Raw genomic sequence first — 21,731 nt, forward strand, 5'->3', positions numbered from 1 at the left:
TACACCGTGCTGAATACCTTTAGTTATGTACACTCACACAGGAGGGATTCAATATGTTAACACTCGAAATTTCAAAGCAAATCGTTAAAAACGTCTACCCTATTGTCTTATCGAATCGCAGTAAAATCTTTCAAGAGGAAGTGAGCGTCGCCGCTTTGCAAGACTACTTTGGTCTTGATCATGCCTTTAGCGTGTATGCAGCTGCCACCATTATTTATCAGCTAGAAGCCGACGGGTATGTATCCAAACCTCTGAAGCGCAATGAATACAAGCGAATTTTGCTCAAATAAAAACAAGCATCCCCGCAAGGATGCTTGTCTTATTTATAGCTATACCTGTCGAATAACTGCTCGACTCTTTTGTGGTAATCGGCAAGGTAGTCAGAAAGCTCAGTTTCACTCAATTTATTTGCCTGTTCCTCAAATAGTGACAGCAGCGAAATTTTAATCATTGCCATTTCCGTTTCCGAGCGATTTTCATTTCGCAAATCTTTTCTTAAATTCCACAGGCTTTGCTCCATTTCATGCTTTAATTGTTCTAGTGAGTGTGGTTCTTCAGATCCGGCACGAATGTCTTTTTTAAATCCACTCATCTTATCACTCCTCGCATTTGCACCTGCTAGATAGTATCTAATGTATACTATACCATAAATAACTATACGAGGCTTAAGCATGCCTTTTAAGCAATTGGTCACAAAATAAAAAACATCTCTTTGGATGTCTTTACGTTACCTTTTATCTTACTTCGTCTTCTTCACCTTTTACGTATTTAAAAAATGAATCAATCATTTCGTTTAAAAAATCATTGCGATCTTCAAAATTCATAATTTCTAAAAATTCCACAATATCCTTATCTAAGCTAATAGAAGCGGGAACATAAGCAGCCGCTTCCCTTCTTTGCGGGAATGGAATCACATTATCTTTCTTCTTCATAAAACACCGTCCTTTTTCTGTGCTTTACTAGTGTAAGCTTTCAAGGAACGATTTGCAAGTCCCTCTGATGTAAAATTTTATATAAACATTCTTCTGAAAAGACAGGGTATATCTTTAGCTACTCAAGTAAGCTCATTTGACATTAGCTTTTTCATGTTCTGGCGTCATATTAATAATTCGCCGCTGTTTTCTCTTTTCCTTTTGGCATCTTTTAGCAAATTTAAATACAAATATTTCAAAAGAGGTTTTTATTTCCTTTGTATAGGTTAAAGAAAGGAAACAACATTTTTATATGGAGGGGTTACAAATGATTGCATTAACTGGAAAAGTTGCGCTTGTGACGGGAGCGGCGTCTGGAATTGGACGTGCTTCAGCCATTACATTAGCTGAACAAGGAGCGCGCGTTGCTCTTTTAGATTTAGAGGAAGAAAAATTACACGAAGTAAAAGAGACCATCATGTCTAGCGGCGGAGAGTGTATAGCCATTAAAACAGACGTATCTGACTCTGAAAGTATAAAAGAGAGTATCGAAACGATTAGCAGCTTATGGAGTCAATTACATATTGTTTCTATTAACGCAGGCATCAACGGTACGTTCTCTTCTATTGAAGAACTATCACCAGAAGATTGGACAAAAACGATTGATACAAATTTAACAAGTACTTTTTTAACGGTGAAGCATTCTATTCCTTATTTGAAAGCTCAGGGAGGAAGCATTATTATTACTAGCTCGATTAACGGCAACCGTACATTTTCAAATATCGGCATGAGCGCATACAGTTCCTCAAAGGCTGGCCAAATGGCCTTCGGCAAAATGGCAGCTCTTGAACTTTCTACATATGGAATACGGGTAAACGTCATTTGTCCAGGAGCAGTTGATACAAATATTGAAAGCAATACATTCCGTCAAGAAGACAAATTAAAAGAAGTAGCGATTCCAATTGAATATCCAAATGGCAATCAGCCGCTTGCTAAACGCTCTGCTAAGCCCGAAGAAGTAGCAGACTTAATTTTCTTTTTAGCTTCTGACGCGTCCAAACATATTACCGGAAGTGAAATGTTTATTGACGGCGGAGAATCGCTGCTGTAACGTACAAGCCCCTGCATTATCTGCCAGGGGCTTGTTTTTTGCTTTTATGAACAACGTCTACTCCACCCGAAGCGGATATAATACTGCCTGTAATCATATCTGAGTTTTCATCACAAAGAAACTCAATAATACGCGCAATGTCTTCTCCTGTCCCTGATCGACCGACAGGCGTTGCTTTATCTTCTAGTAATCTTGCTTTTATGATATCATTTTCTTTCATGTCTCCTACAATATCTCCGGGACAGACCATATTGGCCGTAATCCCGTATTCGGCTACTTCTAGAGCAAGCGATTTGGTCAAAGAAGCTAGCCCTGACTTAGCGGCACTAAAAGCCGCGCGGTACATCCATCCAGGGGTATGCTCTACATCTTGAAAACCATATGTAATAATTCTTCCAAACTGCTGCTTTTTCATAACAGGAACAACAGCTTTTACAAAATGAAAAACGGAGCTTAAATTCCCTTCCAGCATTTCATACCATTCACTGTCTGTGTACTCTATTAATTTTTTTCTTTCAAATACATACGGACCTGCATTATTAATTAAAACATCAATACGTCCAAATTGCTCCATAGCCCGCGCAACGACATGTTCAATATCTGCTTTATTCGTTATATCTCCTTCTACAAACTGTACGTTGTCTTTATATTGATACCATTCTTTTTGCAGTTCTCGCACTTTATTTTTATCACTGCGAAAATGGACGGTAACGGAATACTGCTTTTAAAAAAACTGTTCTGTTACCTTCTTGCCAATACCTTTATGACCCGCTGTAATCAATACATGTTTCATCTACCTTCACCTCTTTTACTCTACTTGTCTACTATATATATTAGACAGCTCCTTAGTTTCTCCTTTACTAACAGAAAAAAGCCCTTGACTAAAGGGCCTTTCTTTTACGGTCTTAACAAAATTTTCCCTGTGCTTTTTCGGCTTTCAAGAAGCTCATGTGCTTTCGCTCCGTCTTTTAAGTCAAATACGACAGGATCGGTTAGCACAAGCTGACCTTTACTGATCCACTCAAACAGCTGCTGTGAACGTACTTTACGTTCTTCATATGACACAAGCACGTTCCACAAGTCTCCGCCTGTAAGCGTTTTAGAGGTATCCATCAGCATACGCGGGTCGACCGGGGCCGGATCGCCTCCTGCCATTCCGTAAAATACCACGGTTCCGCCTGTTTTTACGGCTTCAAAGCTTTTTTCTAGCGTAACCCCTACAGATTCGTAGACAACATCTGCGCCTCGCTTCGTTACTTCTTTCACTTGTTCCACCCAGTTATCTTCGTATAAAAAGACATAGTCAGCGCCTACTTGAGCCGCTGCTTTTGCTTTTTCAGAAGATGACGTTAAGCCAATGACTTGTCCGCCTAATAGCTTGGCAATTTGAACTAAAAGCTGACCTACGCCTCCAGCAGCTGCGTGAACAAGCACATAATCGCCGGGCTGAATGCTGTAGCTGTCTTGTGTTAAATAGTGCGCCGTTAACCCTTGTAAAAGCACAGAAGCAGCTGCATCAAACGAAATATCATCGGGTACAGCAATCATTTTATCTTGTGGCACGGCAACAAGCTCTGCATTTGCAAAAGGGACGTCAGCAAAAGCAATACGGTCTCCTACGTTAACGTGACTTACTTCTGCTCCTACTTCTTCTACCACACCTGCTCCTTCATATCCTAAAATATACGGAGGTGTACCCGTTAAGTGGTAGTTCCCTTTTCTTCGGTACACATCAGCAAAATTAAGTCCAATTGCTTTTGTACTTACTAGTACGTCTGTTGGACCAATAGAGGGGTTCGGTATATCTTGATAGTGAAGAACGTCAGGTCCTCCAAACTTTTCAAATACTAATGCTTTCATATATAAGTTACCTCGTTTTCTTTATGTATTCCCTTTCATCGTAAGTCAAAGAGATAACAAACACAAGTTTCTTACTCAGCAGAAAAACGCTTTGTCTCGTCATGAGACAAAGCGTTTTTTTAATTTGTTTGCGCTACAACTTCTCGCATCGTTCCATTTTTTTGATAAGACGTATGAAAAGAAAAGGCTTTTTCAAGAACGTGCGGTGTTTGGCCTCCTCGTGTGAGCGCTTCTTCGTAATACGCCATAAGCTGGTCGCGGTACATTGGATGGGCACAATTTTCAATAATGCGTTTTGCACGTTCTCTTGGAGCGAGTCCGCGTAGGTCTGCATACCCTTGCTCTGTTACAATCACATCCACATCGTGTTCCGTATGATCCACGTGTGAAACAAACGGCACTATACTTGAAATATCGCCGTTTTTGGCAATTGATTTTGTCACAAAAATACCAAGGCGCGCATTTCGGGCAAAATCCCCTGAACCTCCGATTCCGTTCATCATTTTTGTTCCCATCACATGCGTTGAATTAACGTTTCCGTAAATGTCTAGTTCTAGCGCGGTATTAATTGAAATCAGCCCTAAGCGACGAATAATCTCTGGATGGTTTGAAATTTCCTGCGGACGAAGAATAAGTTTATCTCGATATGTTTCAAAATTAGAGAAAACCTGCTCCATTTTATCCGCTGAAAGCGTAATTGAGCAGCAAGAAGCAAACGTGACTTTTCCTGCGTCAAATAAATCAAACACAGCGTCTTGCAATACTTCTGAATATACTTCTAAATCGTGAAACTCTGAATCTAACAAACCGTGGAAAACAGCATTTGCTACGGACCCAATTCCAGATTGTAAAGGAGCAAGCGATTCAGTTAATCGCCCTTCTTTAATTTCTTCGCGTAAAAATGAAATCAAATTTTGAGCCATCACAACCGTTTCTTTGTCAGGTGCTACAATCGTAGACGGTGAATCTAGCTGATTTGTAAATACAATACCCTTTACTTTATCCACATCAATTGGTATGCCTAACGAACCAATCCGGTCATCAGATTTTTTCAAAGAAATTGCATCTCGCTGTCCTTGAACGCCTGGGTCATACAGGTCGTGGATACCTTCTAACAGCTCTGGCTGTGCTGTGTTAATTTCAATAATAATCGATTTTGCATGCTTGGCAAACACCATTGAATTGCCGATTGACGTTGTTGGAATCATCATTCCGTCATCCGTGATAGAAACCGCTTCCAAAATAGCGAAATCTATTGAATCTAACACGCCTGAACGCACCCATTCAGAAGTATGCGATAAATGCTGGTCGATAAACTGAAATTCACCTTCATTAATTTTTTTACGCATTGTTGGATCAGCTTGAAACGGCAGGCGTTTGTTTAACATGCCTTTTTCTGCAAATAGCTTATCCACATCTGATCCAAGCGAAGCACCCGTATATACGCTGACTTTTATCGGTTCTGTTTCCGCTCGTTTCGCTAGCGCAAACGGTACAGCTTTGACATCCCCCGCGCGCGTAAAACCGCTTAAACCAAGGGTCATTCCATCTTGAATCCAAGACGCTGCTTCTTCAGCAGATACAACACGATTCTGTAGTGCTTGATGCTTAATTCGATTGCAAACGTTTTCCATTCTATTCACTCCTTGTTTTTGCTCTTTTTACCATTTTACTGTAAAGCAAGCGGCCACAAGAGTTTTCGGAATGAAATGGACAAAAATAGCGATAAAACAGCATATTTGATGATAATTAAGCAAAATGACGGTTAAAACCCAAGCAGCTTTCGAAAATAGCTGGCGTACGACTGACTGACTGGAATTTTTTCTCCGTTGTTCATCACTAATAAAAAGGTTGAATGTGTATCAGGGTAAATTTCTTGAATCTGCGTCACATTGACGATAAAGGAACGATGACAGCGCACAAACTCTTCTTTTGGAAGCACATAATCAAATTCATTTAACGTGTATTTATGCGTACCAGTATACTTCTGTGCGTACACATATGTTTTTCGGTCACGCGCTTCCACGTAGATGATTTTTGAGAAAGGAACCGGTATCCATCCCTCATTCACCTTTAACGTCACAACTGACTTTCCGCTCGTTAACGCAGGAAAAATCGCCGTCACGCATCCTTGAACATCTCCTTCATCTAAGAAAGGCACGGCCATGCCGTAGTAAGGCGTACCGAACACGTCTCGGTGAATAAATTCCGATACTTTTTGCTTTCGTTCTAATGCTTTATATGTAATCGTTCCTTTTTTAATTTGATCTCCAGGGCTGATTTTTAAATTAATTCGTTTACTTGCCCTGTAATATACGTACGTTTCTAGATCTGAAACGGCAATCGACGCTTCATCAGAGAACAATTCACTGATGACATCTAATAATGCTGATGCTTTAAATGGTTTCATCTTTTCACCTTCTTTTGTCTAGTCAAACATGCTGCTTCTTTATTGTAGCGCAAAAGCAAAAGCGATTGGGAAAGAAGCATGGAATTTATCTTTTCAACTGCATAAAATTTCTATTTTTTCACAACATAAAACAACGAAATGAAGGAAGGGTGAAATGTATGGGCTATGCTGAATCGACGTTTCGAATCGCCTGTTCATTTTTTGTGCTGCTTCTTTTAACGCGGCTCATGGGAAAAACAGAAATCAGCCAGTTAAATGTGTTTACATTTATTACGGCGATTACGATTGGTAATATTGCTTCTTCCCTCTCCACTGATAAGCGAGTAGAGATTGATAAAGGAGTTTATTCACTGCTAGGATGGACATTTTTAACGATCGCTATGGGCTATATTGGAATGAAATCGAAAAAAGCACGGCATCTTATTACCGGTGAGCCAAAAATTGTGATTAAGCAAGGAAAAGTGATGGAAAAGGCGTTAAAGCAAGTACGGCTAGATATTGAATCTCTTTTAGGGATGCTGAGGCAGCAAAACGTATTTTCCATAAAAGATGTCGAGTACGCTATATTAGAAATCAACGGAAATCTTTCCGTTATGCAAAAACAAGATAAAAAGCCAAACTCGTGGTCAAAAACGCTTTTATTTCCAACTTCAACCGGCGTTATTTACGATGGCAAAGCGAACGAAGATTCGTTGAAGGACCTGCACGTAGATCATAACTGGCTGCATAAACAGCTAGAAAAAGCGGGAGTCAACTCAATTGATGACGTCTTTTACGCTGAGGTTCAATCGGACGGATCGCTTTATATTGACTATAAAAAAGACAAATTTAACTCATAAAAAAAATCCGTACCAAAAGGCACGGATTTTTTATTAGCTTGCTTTTTTCACACGATTTGTAATGGTATCTTCTTTTGGTGATGTTTTGCGAATAAAGAAGGCTAAAACAAACGCGATCACACTTAAAATCGTTGCGATCATAAACGCATCGTTAATGCCCATTGCCGTACCTTGATTCACAGCTACAGCCATACTGCCTTTATCTGTCGGCAAAATTTGCTGATTCATTACGATGTTTTTCACATGTTTTTCACCTTGATTCATCATAATGGAGACAAAGAACGCCATTCCTACAGCTCCAGCAACCATTCGAAGCGTATTAACCATCGCTGTGCCGTATTTATTTAAGCTAAGCGCAAGTTCATTTAACCCTGCTGTAAAGATTGGCATCATGAGCAGCGACATACCAAACATACGAACAGTATAAACAATCATTACATACATAAATGTTGTTGTCGTTTCAAGTTTTGTTAATTCATATGTTGTCACAACGGTAATCGCTAAACCAATAACAGCAAGCCATCTTGCGCCGAACTTATCAAACAGCCGTCCTGTAATCGGAGACATAATCCCCATTACAATTCCTCCTGGCAGTAACAGCAGGCCTGAAAGAAACGGTGAAAAACCGCGTACGTTTTGCATATAAATCGGCATTAAAATCATACCTGAAAACATTGCCATTGTCACAATAACGTTAATGATTGTTGTTAAAGTGAACATACGGTAACGGAAAATACGGAATTCAAGAAGCGGCTGATCGATTTTTAACTGGCGGAAAATAAAGAACAGAATTGAAATACCGCCTACAATGAACATGGCTAATACTTCAGTGCTGGTCCAGCCCTTTGTACCGCCCGTAGCGAACGCATACAGCAAGCCGCCAAATCCAATTGTTGATAAAATAACGCCAAGCACGTCTAGCTTCGGTCGGCTTGTTTCTGTCACGTTTTTCACTAAAATAATTGCCGCAATTACGTTAATAAGTGCAATTGGAAACATCATAAAGAATAAAACGCGCCATGAGTAGTGCTCAACTATTAAACCAGAAAGCGTCGGACCTACTGCCGGTGCGAAGTTCATCGCTACACCAAAAATCCCCATCGCAAAACCGCGTCGGTCAGGCGGGAATAACGTAAAGATAACGTTGGTAATTAACGGAAATAAAATCCCTGCTCCTGCTGCTTGCACGACGCGTCCCACTAAAATAACGGAAAATGTCGGTGCGATACCGCAAAGCAGTGTTCCTACTGTAAACAGACCCATTGCTGTAATATACAGCTGCCTTGTAGTAAATCGATTCATTAAAAATGCTGTAATTGGAATAACAATTCCGTTTACTAACATAAAGATGGTTGTTAACCAGTTGCCCGTAGCCGCCGTTACATGGAAATGATCCATCATTTGCGGAAGCGCAATGTTAATCAGTGTTTGATTTAAAAAAGCGACGAGCGCTCCCATTATCATTACGCCAAAAATAGACCGAGTTCGGGCTTGATCGGACTGTTGTGTTTGTGTATTCATTTTAACAAGACCTTTCCCTTTAAAATTATCTGTATGTAAATCTTCAGATGACAAACAGGTTAAGAATATATTTTATGTGTTCATTCTATTAATTTATGTCACGAATATTTAATGAACTTAATTATATACCGGATAAATATATCTGTTTCCGAAATATTTGTCAACAAATATGATCATTTTCGTAAAACTTTTCCATCAGTATATATAAAGTAGCATGCCCTTTAATGAAGAAAAAAATGAGAGCCTTTCAACGAAGGCTCTCATTTCCTTAAAAATACTTATTTTAAGATTTGAACTTTTACTGTTTTTCTTCCCCATTTTAACGCTTCTTTTTGCGAAGGAAGAAGAACATCAATTTTATTTCCTTTAATCGCACCGCCTGTATCAGCTGCGATTGCTGTGCCGTAACCTTCTACGTATACTTTTGAACCAAGTTTAATCACTTTTGGATCGACAGAAATAACTTTTTGATTTGGATTCTTTTTCAAGTCAATTCCAATCGCTGTTTTTCCGCTGCAGCCTTTGCAGTTCGCTGTGTACGCTGTTGCTGTTACTTTAAATTCTTTCACAACGTTTGAAGACTTCGCAGGCGCTGCTTTAGCAGGCGTGCTTGATTTTGCTTGAGATACTTTTAATACTTGTTTTGGATGAATGTTATCTGATTTTAAGTTGTTCCACTGTTTCAGCTGACTAACCGATACTTTATATGTCTTTGCAATTTTGTATAGCGAATCTCCGCTTTTTACTGTATATGTATTTGTTGCAGCTGATGCACCACTTGCCACTCCGAACAGTGACATTAGAACTAAACTGAACGTAATCATTGTCTTTTTCATGTAATTGATTTCCCCTTTATCTACCAATACATAAAAAATAACACATGAATATTACAGTTATATTTCAGTAACATGTCAATAGTTTGATAGTTTAGTTACAGTAAAAATAAAGATTCTTCCTTTTAAACTAGTAAATTAATCACCTTTACTCTTCAAAAACATACATATTTAGGTATATGACGGTGCTTTTACACATATTTATACTGGATTATTTCATTTGTAACATTTCACTGGTTCTAGAGGCTTATATTTGGTTTTTATTGATTATTTAGAACATAGTTTATGTAAAAAATGAAGAAATGAGATAAAGGACTAGTATAGATCATTTATCACACCGCTGTTGATTTCCGGGCAAGACTTCGCTTTCCGCGGGAGTCTTCGTCTTGCTCTCCACTCAACAGCTAGAAACACCTACATATGTAAAATTCACGTTCTCCCTACCAATAAAAAAATCCGAACGAAGTTGATTCTCAATCAAGAATCCCGCTCGTTCGGATCTTCCTTCAATTAAAATACTGTTGTCCCAGCTTCTTTTATCTTTAAATTATAATGGTTACACTAATTTTCAATATGGCTGCCACTGAAGCATTTTAGCTGCCTCAAACCTTTTTTCTACATTCGGCCAGTAAACTATTTTCCACCAATTGTCAACGTACGGATCACGTTCATTTTTGTACTGCAAATAATACGCGTGTTCCCATACGTCTAATACGAGCAGCGGAATCGTATCCCACTGCGTGAGAAGCTGATGACGCTCCGCTTGCAGAACTTCAAGCTTGCGCGAACGCGGGGACCATACTAAAATTGCCCATCCGACACCTTCTACTTTTTTAGCCGCCTGAGAAAAGTGCATCATGAACTTTTCGTAGCTGCCAAAGTCTTTTTGAAGCTGCTGCAACAGCTGGCGTCTCGGTCTTCCTCCTCCTTCTGGACTCATAATTTCCCAAAAGATTGTATGCAAATAATGACCGGAGCCATGAAAAGCAGCTTCCCGTTCCCAATGTTTTATGAGGTCAAAATTATTTGTGTTACGGGCTTGCTGCAGCATGAGCTCTGCTTTATTTAATCCATCTACATAGCTTTGATGATGCTTGCTGTGATGAAGACGCATAATTTCCCGGTTAATATACGGCTCAAGAGCTGAATAGCTATAGCCAAGCGGCGGCAGCTCGTGTCGTCCCGGCGCTATAGATTCCCGCTCCCTGCCATCATCTCCAAGTCGCTCCTTTAAAACTTTATCAATATGCCGCACTGCATTATTGATTTCTTCTAACGTATATTCGTTAACATCTTCTTCACTTAAATATTCAAGAACGTCTTCTTGCGTGCGCGTGATATATGACGTTATATCTACTTCTGTAATGGCTTCTTCAAATACAGGGTCACACACTTGTTCAAGCCAGGTCTGAACTTCCATCAAGTATCTTTTTCTCTCATCTTGATCGGCCATACTTCCCCTCCTTACACCTCATCTTCACTATCATATTCAAAAAAAAAAGCAACATAACTGCCTACTTGTATCTATTGAGTTAGAAAATTCGACATAAAAAAGGCAAGGGTTCCTTTGCACTTGAACTCTTGCCTTTTTTCTTATATATTCTTTGCCATATTCACATAATCAATCGTTTCTTGCTTACTAACAGCCGCGTGCTTCAGCTTTGGATTGTAATAAAGGTCCACTTTTATATTATTGATTTCACAGCCGTCTGGCATATGCTGCAAATCCGTTAAAAATGGAAGCAAGTGATTGTTCATATCATATTCAAACGCCCCGTTTTGCAAATAATATATCTTTGGCACATAGTTAATATGGCGAAAAAACTTCACTACGTTGATTCGCTCACCGTATGAGGCTATCACTTCCTCTTCTGTCAGGTTGGGATAAGATAAATTAAACACTTGCCGAACCGGCGTTTTCAGCCACTTGGTCAAGCAGGTCTGCGGATTATTGACAAGCGCTTTTGCTCCTTTTACGTACCCCGCCAAAAACATCGACATAAAGCCGCCGCCTGAAGATCCGTAAAACAGCACGTTAGACGAATTCACCTGCGCTTTTTTCATGAATTTTTCAATTAAAACGGCAATGTCTTTTAAATAAAAACGATCGCTCGTCCCTTGTCCCCATGCAAGCGACACTTTTCCTAAATAAAGAGTAGGATCGTTATAATAAATAATGGAATCTTCGAATTCATTCATCCACGAATGCCGCTGAAAATATGGAGGTCCTGCCGGCATTTCCTGACTTGCTCCTCCGCCTGAACCAAACACAAGCAAATGAGAAGACTCTCTTTTCAGCCTTATTAAAAACTCAAACAGCACTCCGTTCCACTCGACTTCTACTAAAACCGGCTTGTCAAACGGCAGCTGAAGTTCATCTAGCTTCTCGTACGTACTATTTATTTTTTCATATTGATCAAGCAACAGCTCTGCAACTCACTTTCCTTAAAATGATCTGTCGTATGTTCCTGACATTGATCATGGTTCTGTGAAAAAAACCTGTTACAGTATATGAAAACCAGCGGGCAAATGATTGTACACTTTATCCAAAAGAGGCGGTTACCTACATCTTCCTAGGCTTCTGTCACGAAATAAAACTCTCTACATACAATACAGCATCATGAAAAATTCAAGGATAGGAGCTGAAGACCCTTGTCAACGTCCTATATGGATTACAATAATCCGAACGTACAATACTTTTCTGATGTGAATAAAAATAGACTCAATACGCGCAATGGCGAAAACTATATTAACCGGCTAGGAAGAGATGTGCTAAATACCCTTGGAAACGTATCGTTACTCGATATTTACTTAAGCGAAAGCCGCGTGGTCGAACCGCACTATCATCAAAATGCCGCTGAGCTTGTCTACTGCATTTCGGGCTCAGCTGTCGTTTCATTAATCAATCCGTTTAACAATGAAGTGACAAACATTCCGATTGTTCCCGGTCAAGTAGCCAATATCCCTCAAGGCTGGTGGCATTGGGAAATCGCTTCTGAAGACAATACCCATTTACTCGCCATTTTTGACGCTCCGTACCCGGAATACATTTTTGGATCAGATATTTTAAATAAGACGCCTATTGAAGTACTTGCTCACACATACTGCTTAGATCCGGAGCAACTAAAGAAAACGCTGGCTCCGTTAAAAAATCAAACCATCGTAATTGGACCAACGGACGAATGCGGAGAAAAAGAACATTATAAAAAGAAAAAACAAGCAGGCCCCGTTCACCACCAGACGCCTCATTATACGTATCCTCCTCCTCAGAATTCTTATTATCATTCTCAAAATCCTTATCACTATCGATATTGGTAGAGACAAAAAACCCCGCTGCCGATGCAACGGGGTTTTTAACGAATACATAACGTTATTGTTCTTCTATATACGTGCTATGAAAGGCTGCTTCAATATATGCAACTTGGAAATGATAATGTCCAATTAAATATTTCACAATGTCCACTTGGTCGATTTTGCCGGGCTTATCGATCATCGCTTCTTTTACCATTTCTTCAAATGCCCCTTGATCAAACTGTTCTTCATGGATAACAATTGTCTCAGAGTACGTTTCGTCTTGTCCTTCTGAAATGCGATAGTAATACAATTTTTTCACCTCGATTTGTCTTAAGTGTATGTATACCCTTAACTGATAATTTTAAAACATTTTTTCAGCGTTCTTTTTCCGCTGTACGATATGCTGCGGCTTTTGCTTTTACAAGCAGCCTTGTAACCCAGTACGCCACTAGCGTTATTCCTATATCAATAAGGAAAATATAAAACAAACTCATTCCTTTTCTTGAATCAATAAATTTAAAATGATGTTCAAGAGGCGCCAGTCCAAACGAAAAAACAGCGCTCAACAGGATTGTATATAGATAAAAATTCTTTTGATGATTTGTACAATATTGATAAAGCAGCAGAAATCCTACCGGCAAAATAGATGCCGTAATGTTCGTTGCGTTCGGAAGCAGAGGCGTTAAGAAAAACGTGTGCGTTAAATGACCGCTTCGTCCAAGTGCAATATCAATATATGCCCAAAGCATATGCACCGTGTAACCAAAGAAAAACACCTCAAAGATCCTCGTCCGGTCTACGGTAAAATACAACAACACAAGAGGAAGAACGAGCGAAGCAAGCACCACCCAAAACTGCCAGTTTCCAAAATCTGAATACTGATGCCAATACGACGATAGTAACTCCTGCAGCTTATCGCTTTGTTCATGTATGTTTCCCCAGTATTGTTTATAGCTCACTGAAGTACCCTCCTATATAGAATCTCTGCTTATGTATGCTCTAACAAGTAAGTTTCTATACAAAAAGATTATAGATACATCATTTCTTAGTACAATAAAAAAGGGAATTAATAATAACTGCTTTGTCCTAACATAATAGCTATACATGATACTTGTTTTTGTCAATCAACTAATACTTTTCTTAGGCATATGTAAAACATTTTCCTTCTCTTTTTAGTTTTTTCTTATCCATTATGTATGTCTACGATTGCCAAAACGTATTTTCCTCGTAATAAAACTTACAATCACTACGAAAATAATAGATCGGACAATAGCAGGATAACGGCAAATCCACTAATGTCTGGTCCCCAGTCTCCAAAGATAAGCCCACCTAACCATGCACCAATAAAACCAGCAATAATATAACACTATGCTTATTTTGATTATTAAATTATTGCCTGTATTTTTTTTGAAAATAATTGGAATGCTAAAGTTATACGACTACTACAAGGAGTGAAAACAAGAGAAAGAAAAGAAAATATTTATTAGGTCTCCTATCAACGATTTTATCTGTAGGATTCCTTTTTGGATGCAATGATAAAAAGGATGAAGCTGAACCCGATCCAACTGAAGAACCTTCTGAACAACGTGCAGAGAATGCCCGTAACAACAATGGGCCATGAAATGTTGGATTTGAACCTAATGAGGAGAATAATGATAAAAACCAAACAAAATTAGAAGTAGCTGATGAGGCTGCAAATCGCATTGCCAAATTAGACGAAGTAGACAGCGCAAACGTAATCGTAACAAACCGGAATGCCTATGTTGCAGTTGTTTTACAAGATGGAACAAATGGAAAGGTAACAGACCGTTTGGAAAAGAAGATTGCAGATCAAGTAAGGGCGACAGACTCGGATATTCAGGAGGTATATGTATCAGCAAATCCTGATTTTGTGAACCGAATGAAAGATTATGAAAAAAGAATTAATGAAGGTGCTCCAGTAAAAGGATTATTTGAAGAGTTTACTGAAACAGTTCAAAGAGTATTTCCTAATGCTCGTTAAATAAGAGCGATTGAGCGCAGCAAGTTAATCTACTATGTTCCAGCAAAGAGAAACCTCCTTATAAATTAAGGAGGTTTCATATGCGTTTATTTCTCAATTGAATGCCATATACATTATAATAATTATTTTACGTTCGACTTTTTTAGTTACCGTCACAGCAAAGTTAATACAATATATTTCTCGTTCAGGAGGAAATATTGCATCTATCTAAAAAGTAAGGAGACAAGTTTTATGGACTATAAAATGTTTAGAACAATCAATCAACTGGCTGGTCGTTATTCTACCATAGATATGCTGATGATATTGATTTCAAAAAAGGTTCGTTATGTATTTATGTTTGTATTGATTTTTATGTGGTTTCGAAACTATTCGCAAAAAAAAGTGACAATATATGCAGTAACATCTTCGGCCTTTACTTTATTTATTAACACGTTGATTAAATGTTTTTACTTTAAGCCTCGCCCATTTATAAAACGCCGTGTCGGCATACTTATTCCTTCAAAAATGGATTCTTCATTTCTAAGCAAACATACGCTGCTTACTTTTGCGGTATCTACTTCTATCTTTCTTCATGAACGTGTGATCGGGTCAGTTATGTGGGGACTGGCTTTGTTAACGGGGTTCTCAAAGATTTGGGTCGGACATCATTATCCTTCTGATATCATCCGAAGTGCCTTTATTGGCAGTGTGACAAGCATCACCATTGACAAAACTGCACGTTTCTTTAATTCTTTTATTCGTCTATAACTGACATAAGTATTAGTCTAAGATTTTATAGTAAAAAAACAGAATATAGCTAGAGAAATTACACTGTAACATAAAAAGACTGGCTTTAAGTTTTTTGTTCTTCTTTTCAATTAGTCAGAATTGCCAATTTGTAAACTAAAAGATTTATAACCAAAAAGCCTTCACTCAAATGAGCGAGGGCTTCTCTTTTCTACCAGAAAACAGAACTGGATTCGTTAAATGGACATTTTAGCCGTTGAAAATAGCTTCATTCCCTCCTTACTTAGCTTTGCAAACTCCCCTTTAACCAAGGGCGAGGTCGGTAGGGGCCGGTCGGAATTTGGATTAGACTGGTTTTTCCTTGTTGCTCCATTTTGTAGATCTCGTCACACAGGTTGGCATCAAATCCGAGTAGTGGGTGTCCTCCCATATCGATGGCCGACGCCGCTAACAGTAATCGTTGCACGAGCATACCTGCTTCCATTTGCTGAATACGATAGCCTCTGTATCCCAGTTCCGATATGAAGTGATCTTTATCCCCTGCCACATGAAAGCAGAATGGCACTTGGGATAAATTAACATTCCCTACAGGCATTCCATATTGCAAACTGAGTCGATGATCACCGAGATCTACCTGTCGTAACGCATGATTAGCACTATCATAATGATAGGCTCCATCGGGAATACCTTCAATATTATTCAAACAGACATACAGTGAGACACGGGGCTCGTTCTTCTTATGTGCTTCATCCAGATCATTTCGATACAAGTACGCCGACGTTGCTTCCTGCAGTAAAGTGGCCAACTGCAATTGACTTACCTTTCCAAAAATGAAATCCATGTCCGGTGAAAATCTCTTTTGACAAACCGAAGCTAGATCATATGATAATCGCTTCATGTGAGGAAGAGTGACCACTTGACTCTTACAATTCACCTTCTCCCTCACCTTTATTTGCCGAAACGATTGCTTTGATTCTAGCATGGACGCTTCATTCATCTTCTTTAACATCGGAAACGCTTTGATCCTCTGTGATCGGACGTAGTGATTATTTTGAATGACTGGCAACTCTCGACACAGTTCGATAGCAGAAACAGGCTCTTTCCCACCCCGATTAGTAAACCAACTTGTAGGTTCCACTGTTAGAGGGATAACTGCATATACACTCTCCTCTTCTTCGTTTAGTCCAAGCAGATGGTTGATCGCCCGATCTAGATATTGAAAGTACACCCCAGAAGCAAAACCAAACCGTTTTGCTACTTCCAGTAACTGTCCAATCAGCACGCCAGCATCTAGCCCTTGTAGACGATAAGCAAAGTTATTGTATTTATAGAAGTTTTTCCAAAACATTGTCGACACAAAAAACGTACCAAAACAAGCGGACACATCACAGCGATTGCCAAGAGCCTGGGCTATATATGAATCGAAGTTACCTTCTCTCAACAGTACTAAGCGATGGTGTGCTACATCATAATGGTACATCCCAACCGGCAAATCCTCCGTCTTCAGATATACGTACAATTCGTTTGGGTACAACGCCCCGCCAGAAGGAACAAAACGCCGATACGACTGCATTAGTTCCGGCTCTTGATCTGTAGTAGAAAAGGCTGACTGGGAAATTTGAGTAAGACCAAATACATACCAGAGAAAATGACTCATTCTCTGAAGGTTAGGCTGTTCTGGCGCTGCCCATTGTTCAAGCGACAGCGGTACTTCCAGAGATAATGGGAAAACGGGCAAGTCACGGTAGAGCTTATACGGAAGCGGGGCATCTTCCCAATCCACTTCCCAGTCCGTTGGGCTTGCCTTATCAATGTCAAAATGCAGATTGTACAGAAATGTCTCGAGACCCATCCTCTTACCCTCCTAGTTACCGCTTATGGAAACGGATGCGGATGTGGATTAAGCTGTTCAAATGTCAGCGGTTTCTTTTTATATCCAAGTTCCATTGGTACCCGCAGCACTCTCTCCAGTCCTGTTACTCTCGTAAGGTGATGTCCGAATGTCATTGGCAACATTCCCGGAATCAGCACTTTAACACAATACAGTCCGTTTCGTTTAGTTTCCGGTGTCGACTGATCCACCACAATCACATCGAGATTCAATCGACGAAACTTCTGAAGAATGTCCTGTAGATCATCAGTCAGATCTGCAGAATTCGATTTCCACTTGAATTCCTCAGCAAACGATCGCAATGGACGATTATCATCTAGCAAAAACTGTAGGCGCTCTTGCGCTTGCGGCAAACCGTACAGCATGCCATGATCATCCATCTTCTGCACCAAGGAAGAATCTTGCAGCATTCGCACAAACTCCTCCTGGTTCGTCTCTAATTTCTCATCAAGCGTCAGCATCATGGCAGCCAGCTCGTGAATCGTGCTTTTTACCGCCCGTACTGGATCAAGATGAGCTCCAGCTGCACAGATGATATTCAAACCCTTTTTCTTTCTGTTTTTTGCCATCGCCCAAACGCTTGGAATTCCGTGCTCCATCGTCGAATTATAAAAGTGCAGATCATATCCCCCTATTGCCCGTACACGATCGATCATCAGCTCTAATTCTTGATCGTTAGCGGAATAAGGGTCAAGACGCGGGAGAGGCAACTCTGCGTACCAAGTCATTAAGAACGAATCACGTTCTACCACTTCCAGAATACCGTAGAAAATGGCTTCTTCCAAACTTCCCCCTAATGCGCATCCGTTGGAAGTTTCATAGACAAACCCTTGGCCACATCCCAAACTGTAATAGGCAAGCAACTCAGGAACCAAAATTGGACGTTCTTGCAAAAACGAATAGCCCCATACCCATTTTATCGGACGGTCAGGGTGAAACTGTTCAAATGGAAAACCAGGCTCGGCATACCGTTCCTTCGCGTGCACTCCTACTTCAATAGGATTGATCGCTTGATCTTTCAGATTACGATAACTATCATATACGACGGTTCGTTTTCCACGAGGTGTCATACCGCAAGACCGTTCCAATCCCTCCAAAATAGCAGTTAACTCGCTTACCGCATATGAATGAGTCCGTCCTGCTACTCCTTCGTCTCCTGAGAATAACGGCAAATTTACAACTACATCAGCAAAAGGCGGGACAAGGTCATACATTTTTCCATTCAAAATGCCCATCCGTTGATCCAGATAGTCTTTAACCAGGACTTTATTTAGATCGTCCATCGAACGGCAGCGGTAACTATCAGTAATCTTTGGGCTTGATTTTAACGAAATTCTGGCCGCAGCTGGTGAATCGTCAGGTAATTGGCTGCAACCAGGACATAATGGATCAGACAAAAAAGTATGCCATGAACTCTTTAATGTTTTCAGATTAATTAAACATACCTGTCCTTCCGAGTGCACCTCATCACCTTGCACGATCCTCTGTACCTCCCTCCCAAGCAGGCAGGCGATCTGCAAAAGCCCCAAGCTCGATGCCCACGCGTCACGCGTTACTCCTCCGTCCGCAGCCAGCTGCTGTTGCATTTCCCACATCTCTTTACGGTCACGTCCTGCCATGAGATGTCGTATGTCCGCACATCGGGAGCACCCTGGTGTATCCGAACCAACTAGCGGTCCGATCACGCCTTCTCCAAATGAAACGAAGCCTCGCAGCCATCGGATGCCGGTTGAACGCAACACCTCTTCTGCTTTTTGATGAAGAGAAGGATTCCAAGCATCATCCAACACTAAAACTAAATCAGCCGCTTCAGGTAATTCTGCCTCGAAATCAATATGACGAACTACCTGGTATTGGTCTGACAATTGTTCATACACGTGGTCAGCTAGCATTCCTTCTCCAATAATCACTACGACTGCACTCACTTGGATTCCTCCTCTCGTAGCAACATACCATACACTCCTACCAGTTCTTTTTTGCAAAAGGGCTCCAGTGCTAGTTCGAAAAACAAGAGTCGCTTGCCATTCTGTTCTAAAACCTGCATCGCGGATCGCAAGACTTCAGAATGTGGTATTTCTTCACTCTTTTGGATTACAAGGCTTTTTGGTACCTTCTCTACCAGAAACACAGACGAATTCGGCAGCACTTGTGTCGCTTGATTTTCTTTATTCATAAGCGCTTGTTGTAATGCTTTTTGCAACGCCATTGTTGTATTCAAACCTACACTGCCATACCAGCGATCATTCGTACCGGCCCATACCACAGGGAAGCCGGATACTTCCTTTCCCAAACCTATAATCGGTGCACCCTGCGTCACGGTCAGTGCCTGTAAACAATACCGACAATATTCATCTTCTACATCACTTACCTGCACCCGAGAGACAATATTTTTCTGATCGATTAGCTGTTTGCTCAGTTCCTCTGTTAAACACTTTTGCAATCCACGGCAAACGCCCTCTGCAATTGTTTCTCCCGCTCCAATCCCAACAAATTCCTCAGATTCTACGATAACCCTCTCTGCTTTCTGTTGTGAAGGAAGAGTCGTAAGGAACGCATCAACCATTCTTGATACATACGCTTCAACTCCAGATAGACCCGCTTCTTTCCGTGCCTTCTCATGTGTCAGTTCTGTACAGACCATGCTTGGCAATAGCTCAGCAGGCCCCTTCGACAACGGATCAACCACCTGAACGTGGCACTGCGCTAACGGTAACTGCTTTAAATCCTCTTCTTCTAAAATATGAAAAATGCCTGATTCCTTTGATGTTAACTGACTAAAGTACAGAAGCAACCCGCTCGATTCCCCTCTACTCGAACTCTGCTTGAGCCGCAAATCAAAATCTTGAACCCATTCAGCTGTAACACGTCCGGTCACTAGCGGATGAGGCATAAACGAATGCCAATTTCCTTCTAACGTATCCAGATTAAGCAGGAAGAATTGATTCTTCTGTTCTGATTCAGCAACTCTCGTAATGTTTTTAAACAATTCAAATACGATCACATTAGCCAACATCGCTCCTGCCGTGGAAGTGAAGCTAGGTAATTGCTCGTCATTCCTAAACACAGATTCGTGTATGCTGCGCCATGCAGACTCCCAACATCCTTCAGAGCCTGGATGAACCAAAGGACCTGCCAAACCCACTTGGTGCAGAAATATAGCAGGGAGTAACACTTTTTTCTCTTCCCTACAAATCTTATGAAGAGCTCTTAGTTCCTCTACATCGCCTTCCTGCGACACATACAAAATTGAATCAAACGGTTGCACAATCTCCCTCCAAGAATTTCCCCCGTCCTTTTCCAGGATGACTTCCTCTATTGCTACCTCGGGGTCCGTTTTTCGGGCATGCCCTACCAATTCTTCTAACCGCAGCTGATTGGTCGGTACAGAGTCCGTTATCATCACATGGAATTTAGACAATCCAGACTCAATCAATGAAGAAACCAACGAAACAAAAAAAGAGCCAGAGCCTATCGCCAACACTCTGGCCTGGCGGTAGGCTTGAAAACGGTACGCAGCTGAATCTCCAAAACTTTCTAAAAACTCAATTTGAGAAGCATACTTTTTAAGGACTGGATCCGCCAATTGATGCGGACGGTCTTGACTTGCATCCCGAGCAAACCCGTTTTGATACAGTACTTCTGCAATTTCATATACACGTTCTCGATATGGACCCGGCAATCCGTTTGTTAAACTCTCCAACGTATACTCTCCATTGAACATTGGTATCAGCTTTTTCACCCATTGATCTATCATACTGCCTTTCATATGGAACGAACTTATATTATTTCGAAAATACACACCGCTGTTTGGATCAGGGAGAAAAAAAGTATCCCTTTTCACTTTCAAACGCATAGAAGGGTTCAAATTTGTCATTCCGCTCCTCCTTATCCGTGAACTGTTCTCAACTCTAATATCACCATTTTCCATTTCCACTATAATCCTATGTACTGTAATTTGTCTCTTATGTCTAATCTTTTAGAAAAAAGCCCCTGCAACTTATGCAGGGGCTTTCCTCCATAGATAACGATGTTTTTTATTTGAAAACTAGAATTATCAGCTGCCGCAACGACCTCCGCCACAACGACCTCCACAATTGCCACCACAACGGCCTCCGCAATTGCCACCACAACGAAAGCAGTTGGAGCAACGAAAACAATTAAAGCAATTAAAGCAAGTAAAGCAAGTAAAACAGCTAAAACAACTAAAACATCGGAAAAAAATCCCAAATTGTCGATCTTGATCCATATTATTTGGATCCCAAGGAATGGCTTGATTCGCTTGGAAATCACCAACATCCAACATTTGAAGTTCATTTTGGAAATTATTCATTTT

At 40.4% G+C, this 21,731-nt stretch carries 20 protein-coding genes and 3 pseudogenes; 6 read left to right on the forward strand and 17 right to left on the reverse strand.

The features are described from left to right. Positions 1-53 precede the first annotated feature (53 nt). Positions 54-290 (forward strand): hypothetical protein, encoded by a 237-nt coding sequence (locus tag LIS78_RS14260; protein WP_013057410.1) that lies wholly within the window; start codon positions 54-56, stop codon positions 288-290. A gap of 29 nt (positions 291-319) precedes the next feature. Here the strand turns inward: LIS78_RS14260 and LIS78_RS14265 are convergent, their stop codons facing one another. Further along, complete coding sequence (locus LIS78_RS14265) at positions 320-592, reverse strand: hypothetical protein (RefSeq protein ID WP_116071735.1); 273 nt, start codon at positions 590-592, stop codon at positions 320-322. 142 nt (positions 593-734) lie between these two features. After that, positions 735-932 carry a hypothetical protein gene (locus tag LIS78_RS14270; protein WP_014459743.1) on the reverse strand — a complete coding sequence of 66 codons (198 nt, stop codon included), beginning with the start codon at positions 930-932 and terminating at the stop codon, positions 735-737. 307 nt (positions 933-1,239) lie between these two features. On the opposite strand from LIS78_RS14270, the gene LIS78_RS14275 reads away from it, so the two are divergent. After that, positions 1,240-2,022: an SDR family oxidoreductase gene (locus LIS78_RS14275; protein ID WP_097823188.1), complete on the forward strand. Its 783-nt coding sequence runs from the start codon at positions 1,240-1,242 to the stop codon at positions 2,020-2,022. 16 nt (positions 2,023-2,038) lie between these two features. Here LIS78_RS14275 and LIS78_RS14280 read toward each other — a convergent pair. The 4 genes and pseudogenes from LIS78_RS14280 to LIS78_RS14295 form a co-directional block, all read right to left on the reverse strand. Beyond that, positions 2,039-2,815 (reverse strand): annotated as a pseudogene (locus LIS78_RS14280) (SDR family oxidoreductase). 104 nt (positions 2,816-2,919) lie between these two features. Continuing rightward, a complete protein-coding gene (locus LIS78_RS14285; protein WP_252283855.1) occupies positions 2,920-3,882 on the reverse strand; it encodes a quinone oxidoreductase family protein in 963 nt (320 codons plus the stop codon). A gap of 119 nt (positions 3,883-4,001) precedes the next feature. Further along, on the reverse strand, positions 4,002-5,516 hold the full coding sequence (scpC, locus tag LIS78_RS14290; protein ID WP_252283856.1) for a succinyl-CoA:acetate CoA-transferase ScpC: 1,515 nt from the start codon (positions 5,514-5,516) through the stop codon (positions 4,002-4,004). Between the two features lie 131 nt (positions 5,517-5,647). Beyond that, positions 5,648-6,292: a LytTR family DNA-binding domain-containing protein gene (locus LIS78_RS14295; protein ID WP_014459738.1), complete on the reverse strand. Its 645-nt coding sequence runs from the start codon at positions 6,290-6,292 to the stop codon at positions 5,648-5,650. A gap of 158 nt (positions 6,293-6,450) precedes the next feature. Between LIS78_RS14295 and LIS78_RS14300 the strand changes: the two genes are divergently transcribed. Next, complete coding sequence (locus LIS78_RS14300) at positions 6,451-7,131, forward strand: DUF421 domain-containing protein (RefSeq protein WP_116071723.1); 681 nt, start codon at positions 6,451-6,453, stop codon at positions 7,129-7,131. 33 nt (positions 7,132-7,164) lie between these two features. On the opposite strand, the gene LIS78_RS14305 is transcribed toward LIS78_RS14300, so the two are convergent. The 4 genes from LIS78_RS14305 to LIS78_RS14320 all read right to left on the reverse strand — a co-directional run bounded on the left by LIS78_RS14305 (position 7,165) and on the right by LIS78_RS14320 (position 11,909). Continuing rightward, positions 7,165-8,652: a DHA2 family efflux MFS transporter permease subunit gene (locus tag LIS78_RS14305; RefSeq protein ID WP_098277972.1), complete on the reverse strand. Its 1,488-nt coding sequence runs from the start codon at positions 8,650-8,652 to the stop codon at positions 7,165-7,167. Between the two features lie 278 nt (positions 8,653-8,930). After that, entirely contained in the window at positions 8,931-9,488 is a 558-nt protein-coding gene (locus LIS78_RS14310; protein ID WP_195782962.1) for a 3D domain-containing protein, read from the reverse strand. 565 nt (positions 9,489-10,053) lie between these two features. Continuing rightward, positions 10,054-10,938 carry a superoxide dismutase gene (locus LIS78_RS14315; RefSeq protein ID WP_098314995.1) on the reverse strand — a complete coding sequence of 295 codons (885 nt, stop codon included), beginning with the start codon at positions 10,936-10,938 and terminating at the stop codon, positions 10,054-10,056. A 140-nt stretch (positions 10,939-11,078) separates the two neighbouring features. Beyond that, positions 11,079-11,909 carry a glycosyl transferase family 2 gene (locus LIS78_RS14320; protein ID WP_252283857.1) on the reverse strand — a complete coding sequence of 277 codons (831 nt, stop codon included), beginning with the start codon at positions 11,907-11,909 and terminating at the stop codon, positions 11,079-11,081. Positions 11,910-12,137: 228 nt separating this feature from the next. Here LIS78_RS14320 and LIS78_RS14325 point away from each other — a divergent pair, with 228 nt between their 5' ends. Continuing rightward, positions 12,138-12,803 carry a cupin domain-containing protein gene (locus LIS78_RS14325; RefSeq protein ID WP_195782959.1) on the forward strand — a complete coding sequence of 222 codons (666 nt, stop codon included), beginning with the start codon at positions 12,138-12,140 and terminating at the stop codon, positions 12,801-12,803. A 52-nt stretch (positions 12,804-12,855) separates the two neighbouring features. Here the strand turns inward: LIS78_RS14325 and LIS78_RS14330 are convergent, their stop codons facing one another. The 3 genes and pseudogenes from LIS78_RS14330 to LIS78_RS14340 all read right to left on the reverse strand — a co-directional run. Continuing rightward, positions 12,856-13,089, reverse strand: coding sequence for a hypothetical protein (locus tag LIS78_RS14330; RefSeq protein WP_195782958.1), 234 nt, complete (start codon positions 13,087-13,089; stop codon positions 12,856-12,858). 64 nt (positions 13,090-13,153) lie between these two features. Then, positions 13,154-13,738: a hypothetical protein gene (locus LIS78_RS14335; RefSeq protein WP_195782957.1), complete on the reverse strand. Its 585-nt coding sequence runs from the start codon at positions 13,736-13,738 to the stop codon at positions 13,154-13,156. Positions 13,739-13,969: 231 nt separating this feature from the next. Further along, positions 13,970-14,139, reverse strand: a pseudogene (locus LIS78_RS14340) (GlsB/YeaQ/YmgE family stress response membrane protein); the annotation flags it as partial. Positions 14,140-14,280: 141 nt separating this feature from the next. Here LIS78_RS14340 and LIS78_RS14345 point away from each other — a divergent pair. Then, positions 14,281-14,781 (forward strand): annotated as a pseudogene (locus LIS78_RS14345) (YhcN/YlaJ family sporulation lipoprotein). 231 nt (positions 14,782-15,012) lie between these two features. After that, positions 15,013-15,528, forward strand: coding sequence for an undecaprenyl-diphosphatase (locus tag LIS78_RS14350; protein WP_013057428.1), 516 nt, complete (start codon positions 15,013-15,015; stop codon positions 15,526-15,528). A 262-nt stretch (positions 15,529-15,790) separates the two neighbouring features. Here the strand turns inward: LIS78_RS14350 and LIS78_RS14355 are convergent, their stop codons facing one another. The 4 genes from LIS78_RS14355 to LIS78_RS14370 form a co-directional block, all read right to left on the reverse strand. Beyond that, positions 15,791-17,359 (reverse strand): SagB family peptide dehydrogenase, encoded by a 1,569-nt coding sequence (locus LIS78_RS14355; RefSeq protein WP_013057429.1) that lies wholly within the window; start codon positions 17,357-17,359, stop codon positions 15,791-15,793. Between the two features lie 23 nt (positions 17,360-17,382). Next, entirely contained in the window at positions 17,383-19,323 is a 1,941-nt protein-coding gene (locus tag LIS78_RS14360; RefSeq protein WP_195782956.1) for a TOMM precursor leader peptide-binding protein, read from the reverse strand. Further along, positions 19,320-21,272, reverse strand: a complete 1,953-nt coding sequence (locus LIS78_RS14365) for a putative thiazole-containing bacteriocin maturation protein (RefSeq protein WP_252283858.1) — start codon at positions 21,270-21,272, stop codon at positions 19,320-19,322. The genes LIS78_RS14360 and LIS78_RS14365 overlap by 4 nt, the downstream gene beginning before the upstream one ends. Positions 21,273-21,452: 180 nt before the next feature. Next, positions 21,453-21,728, reverse strand: a complete 276-nt coding sequence (locus LIS78_RS14370; protein WP_252283859.1) for a heterocycloanthracin/sonorensin family bacteriocin — start codon at positions 21,726-21,728, stop codon at positions 21,453-21,455. Between the last annotated feature and the right edge of the window lie 3 nt (positions 21,729-21,731).

Origin of the sequence: Priestia megaterium, assembly GCF_023824195.1 — a bacterium.
GTDB classification, from domain to species: Bacteria; Bacillota; Bacilli; order Bacillales; family Bacillaceae_H; genus Priestia; species Priestia megaterium_D.

What these genes read in the sequence shown, in the direction of transcription:
- LIS78_RS14260 (WP_013057410.1), top strand. Translation starts at nt 54, where the DNA reads ATGTTAACACTCGAAATTTCAAAGCAAATCGTTAAAAACGTCTACCCT.
- LIS78_RS14265 (WP_116071735.1), bottom strand. Translation starts at nt 592, where the DNA reads ATGAGTGGATTTAAAAAAGACATTCGTGCCGGATCTGAAGAACCACAC.
- LIS78_RS14270 (WP_014459743.1), bottom strand. Translation starts at nt 932, where the DNA reads ATGAAGAAGAAAGATAATGTGATTCCATTCCCGCAAAGAAGGGAAGCG.
- LIS78_RS14275 (WP_097823188.1), top strand. Translation starts at nt 1,240, where the DNA reads ATGATTGCATTAACTGGAAAAGTTGCGCTTGTGACGGGAGCGGCGTCT.
- LIS78_RS14285 (WP_252283855.1), bottom strand. Translation starts at nt 3,882, where the DNA reads ATGAAAGCATTAGTATTTGAAAAGTTTGGAGGACCTGACGTTCTTCAC.
- scpC (WP_252283856.1), bottom strand. Translation starts at nt 5,516, where the DNA reads ATGGAAAACGTTTGCAATCGAATTAAGCATCAAGCACTACAGAATCGT.
- LIS78_RS14295 (WP_014459738.1), bottom strand. Translation starts at nt 6,292, where the DNA reads ATGAAACCATTTAAAGCATCAGCATTATTAGATGTCATCAGTGAATTG.
- LIS78_RS14300 (WP_116071723.1), top strand. Translation starts at nt 6,451, where the DNA reads ATGGGCTATGCTGAATCGACGTTTCGAATCGCCTGTTCATTTTTTGTG.
- LIS78_RS14305 (WP_098277972.1), bottom strand. Translation starts at nt 8,652, where the DNA reads ATGAATACACAAACACAACAGTCCGATCAAGCCCGAACTCGGTCTATT.
- LIS78_RS14310 (WP_195782962.1), bottom strand. Translation starts at nt 9,488, where the DNA reads ATGAAAAAGACAATGATTACGTTCAGTTTAGTTCTAATGTCACTGTTC.
- LIS78_RS14315 (WP_098314995.1), bottom strand. Translation starts at nt 10,938, where the DNA reads ATGGCCGATCAAGATGAGAGAAAAAGATACTTGATGGAAGTTCAGACC.
- LIS78_RS14350 (WP_013057428.1), top strand. Translation starts at nt 15,013, where the DNA reads ATGGACTATAAAATGTTTAGAACAATCAATCAACTGGCTGGTCGTTAT.
- LIS78_RS14355 (WP_013057429.1), bottom strand. Translation starts at nt 17,359, where the DNA reads ATGGGTCTCGAGACATTTCTGTACAATCTGCATTTTGACATTGATAAG.
- LIS78_RS14365 (WP_252283858.1), bottom strand. Translation starts at nt 21,272, where the DNA reads ATGACAAATTTGAACCCTTCTATGCGTTTGAAAGTGAAAAGGGATACT.
- LIS78_RS14370 (WP_252283859.1), bottom strand. Translation starts at nt 21,728, where the DNA reads ATGAATAATTTCCAAAATGAACTTCAAATGTTGGATGTTGGTGATTTC.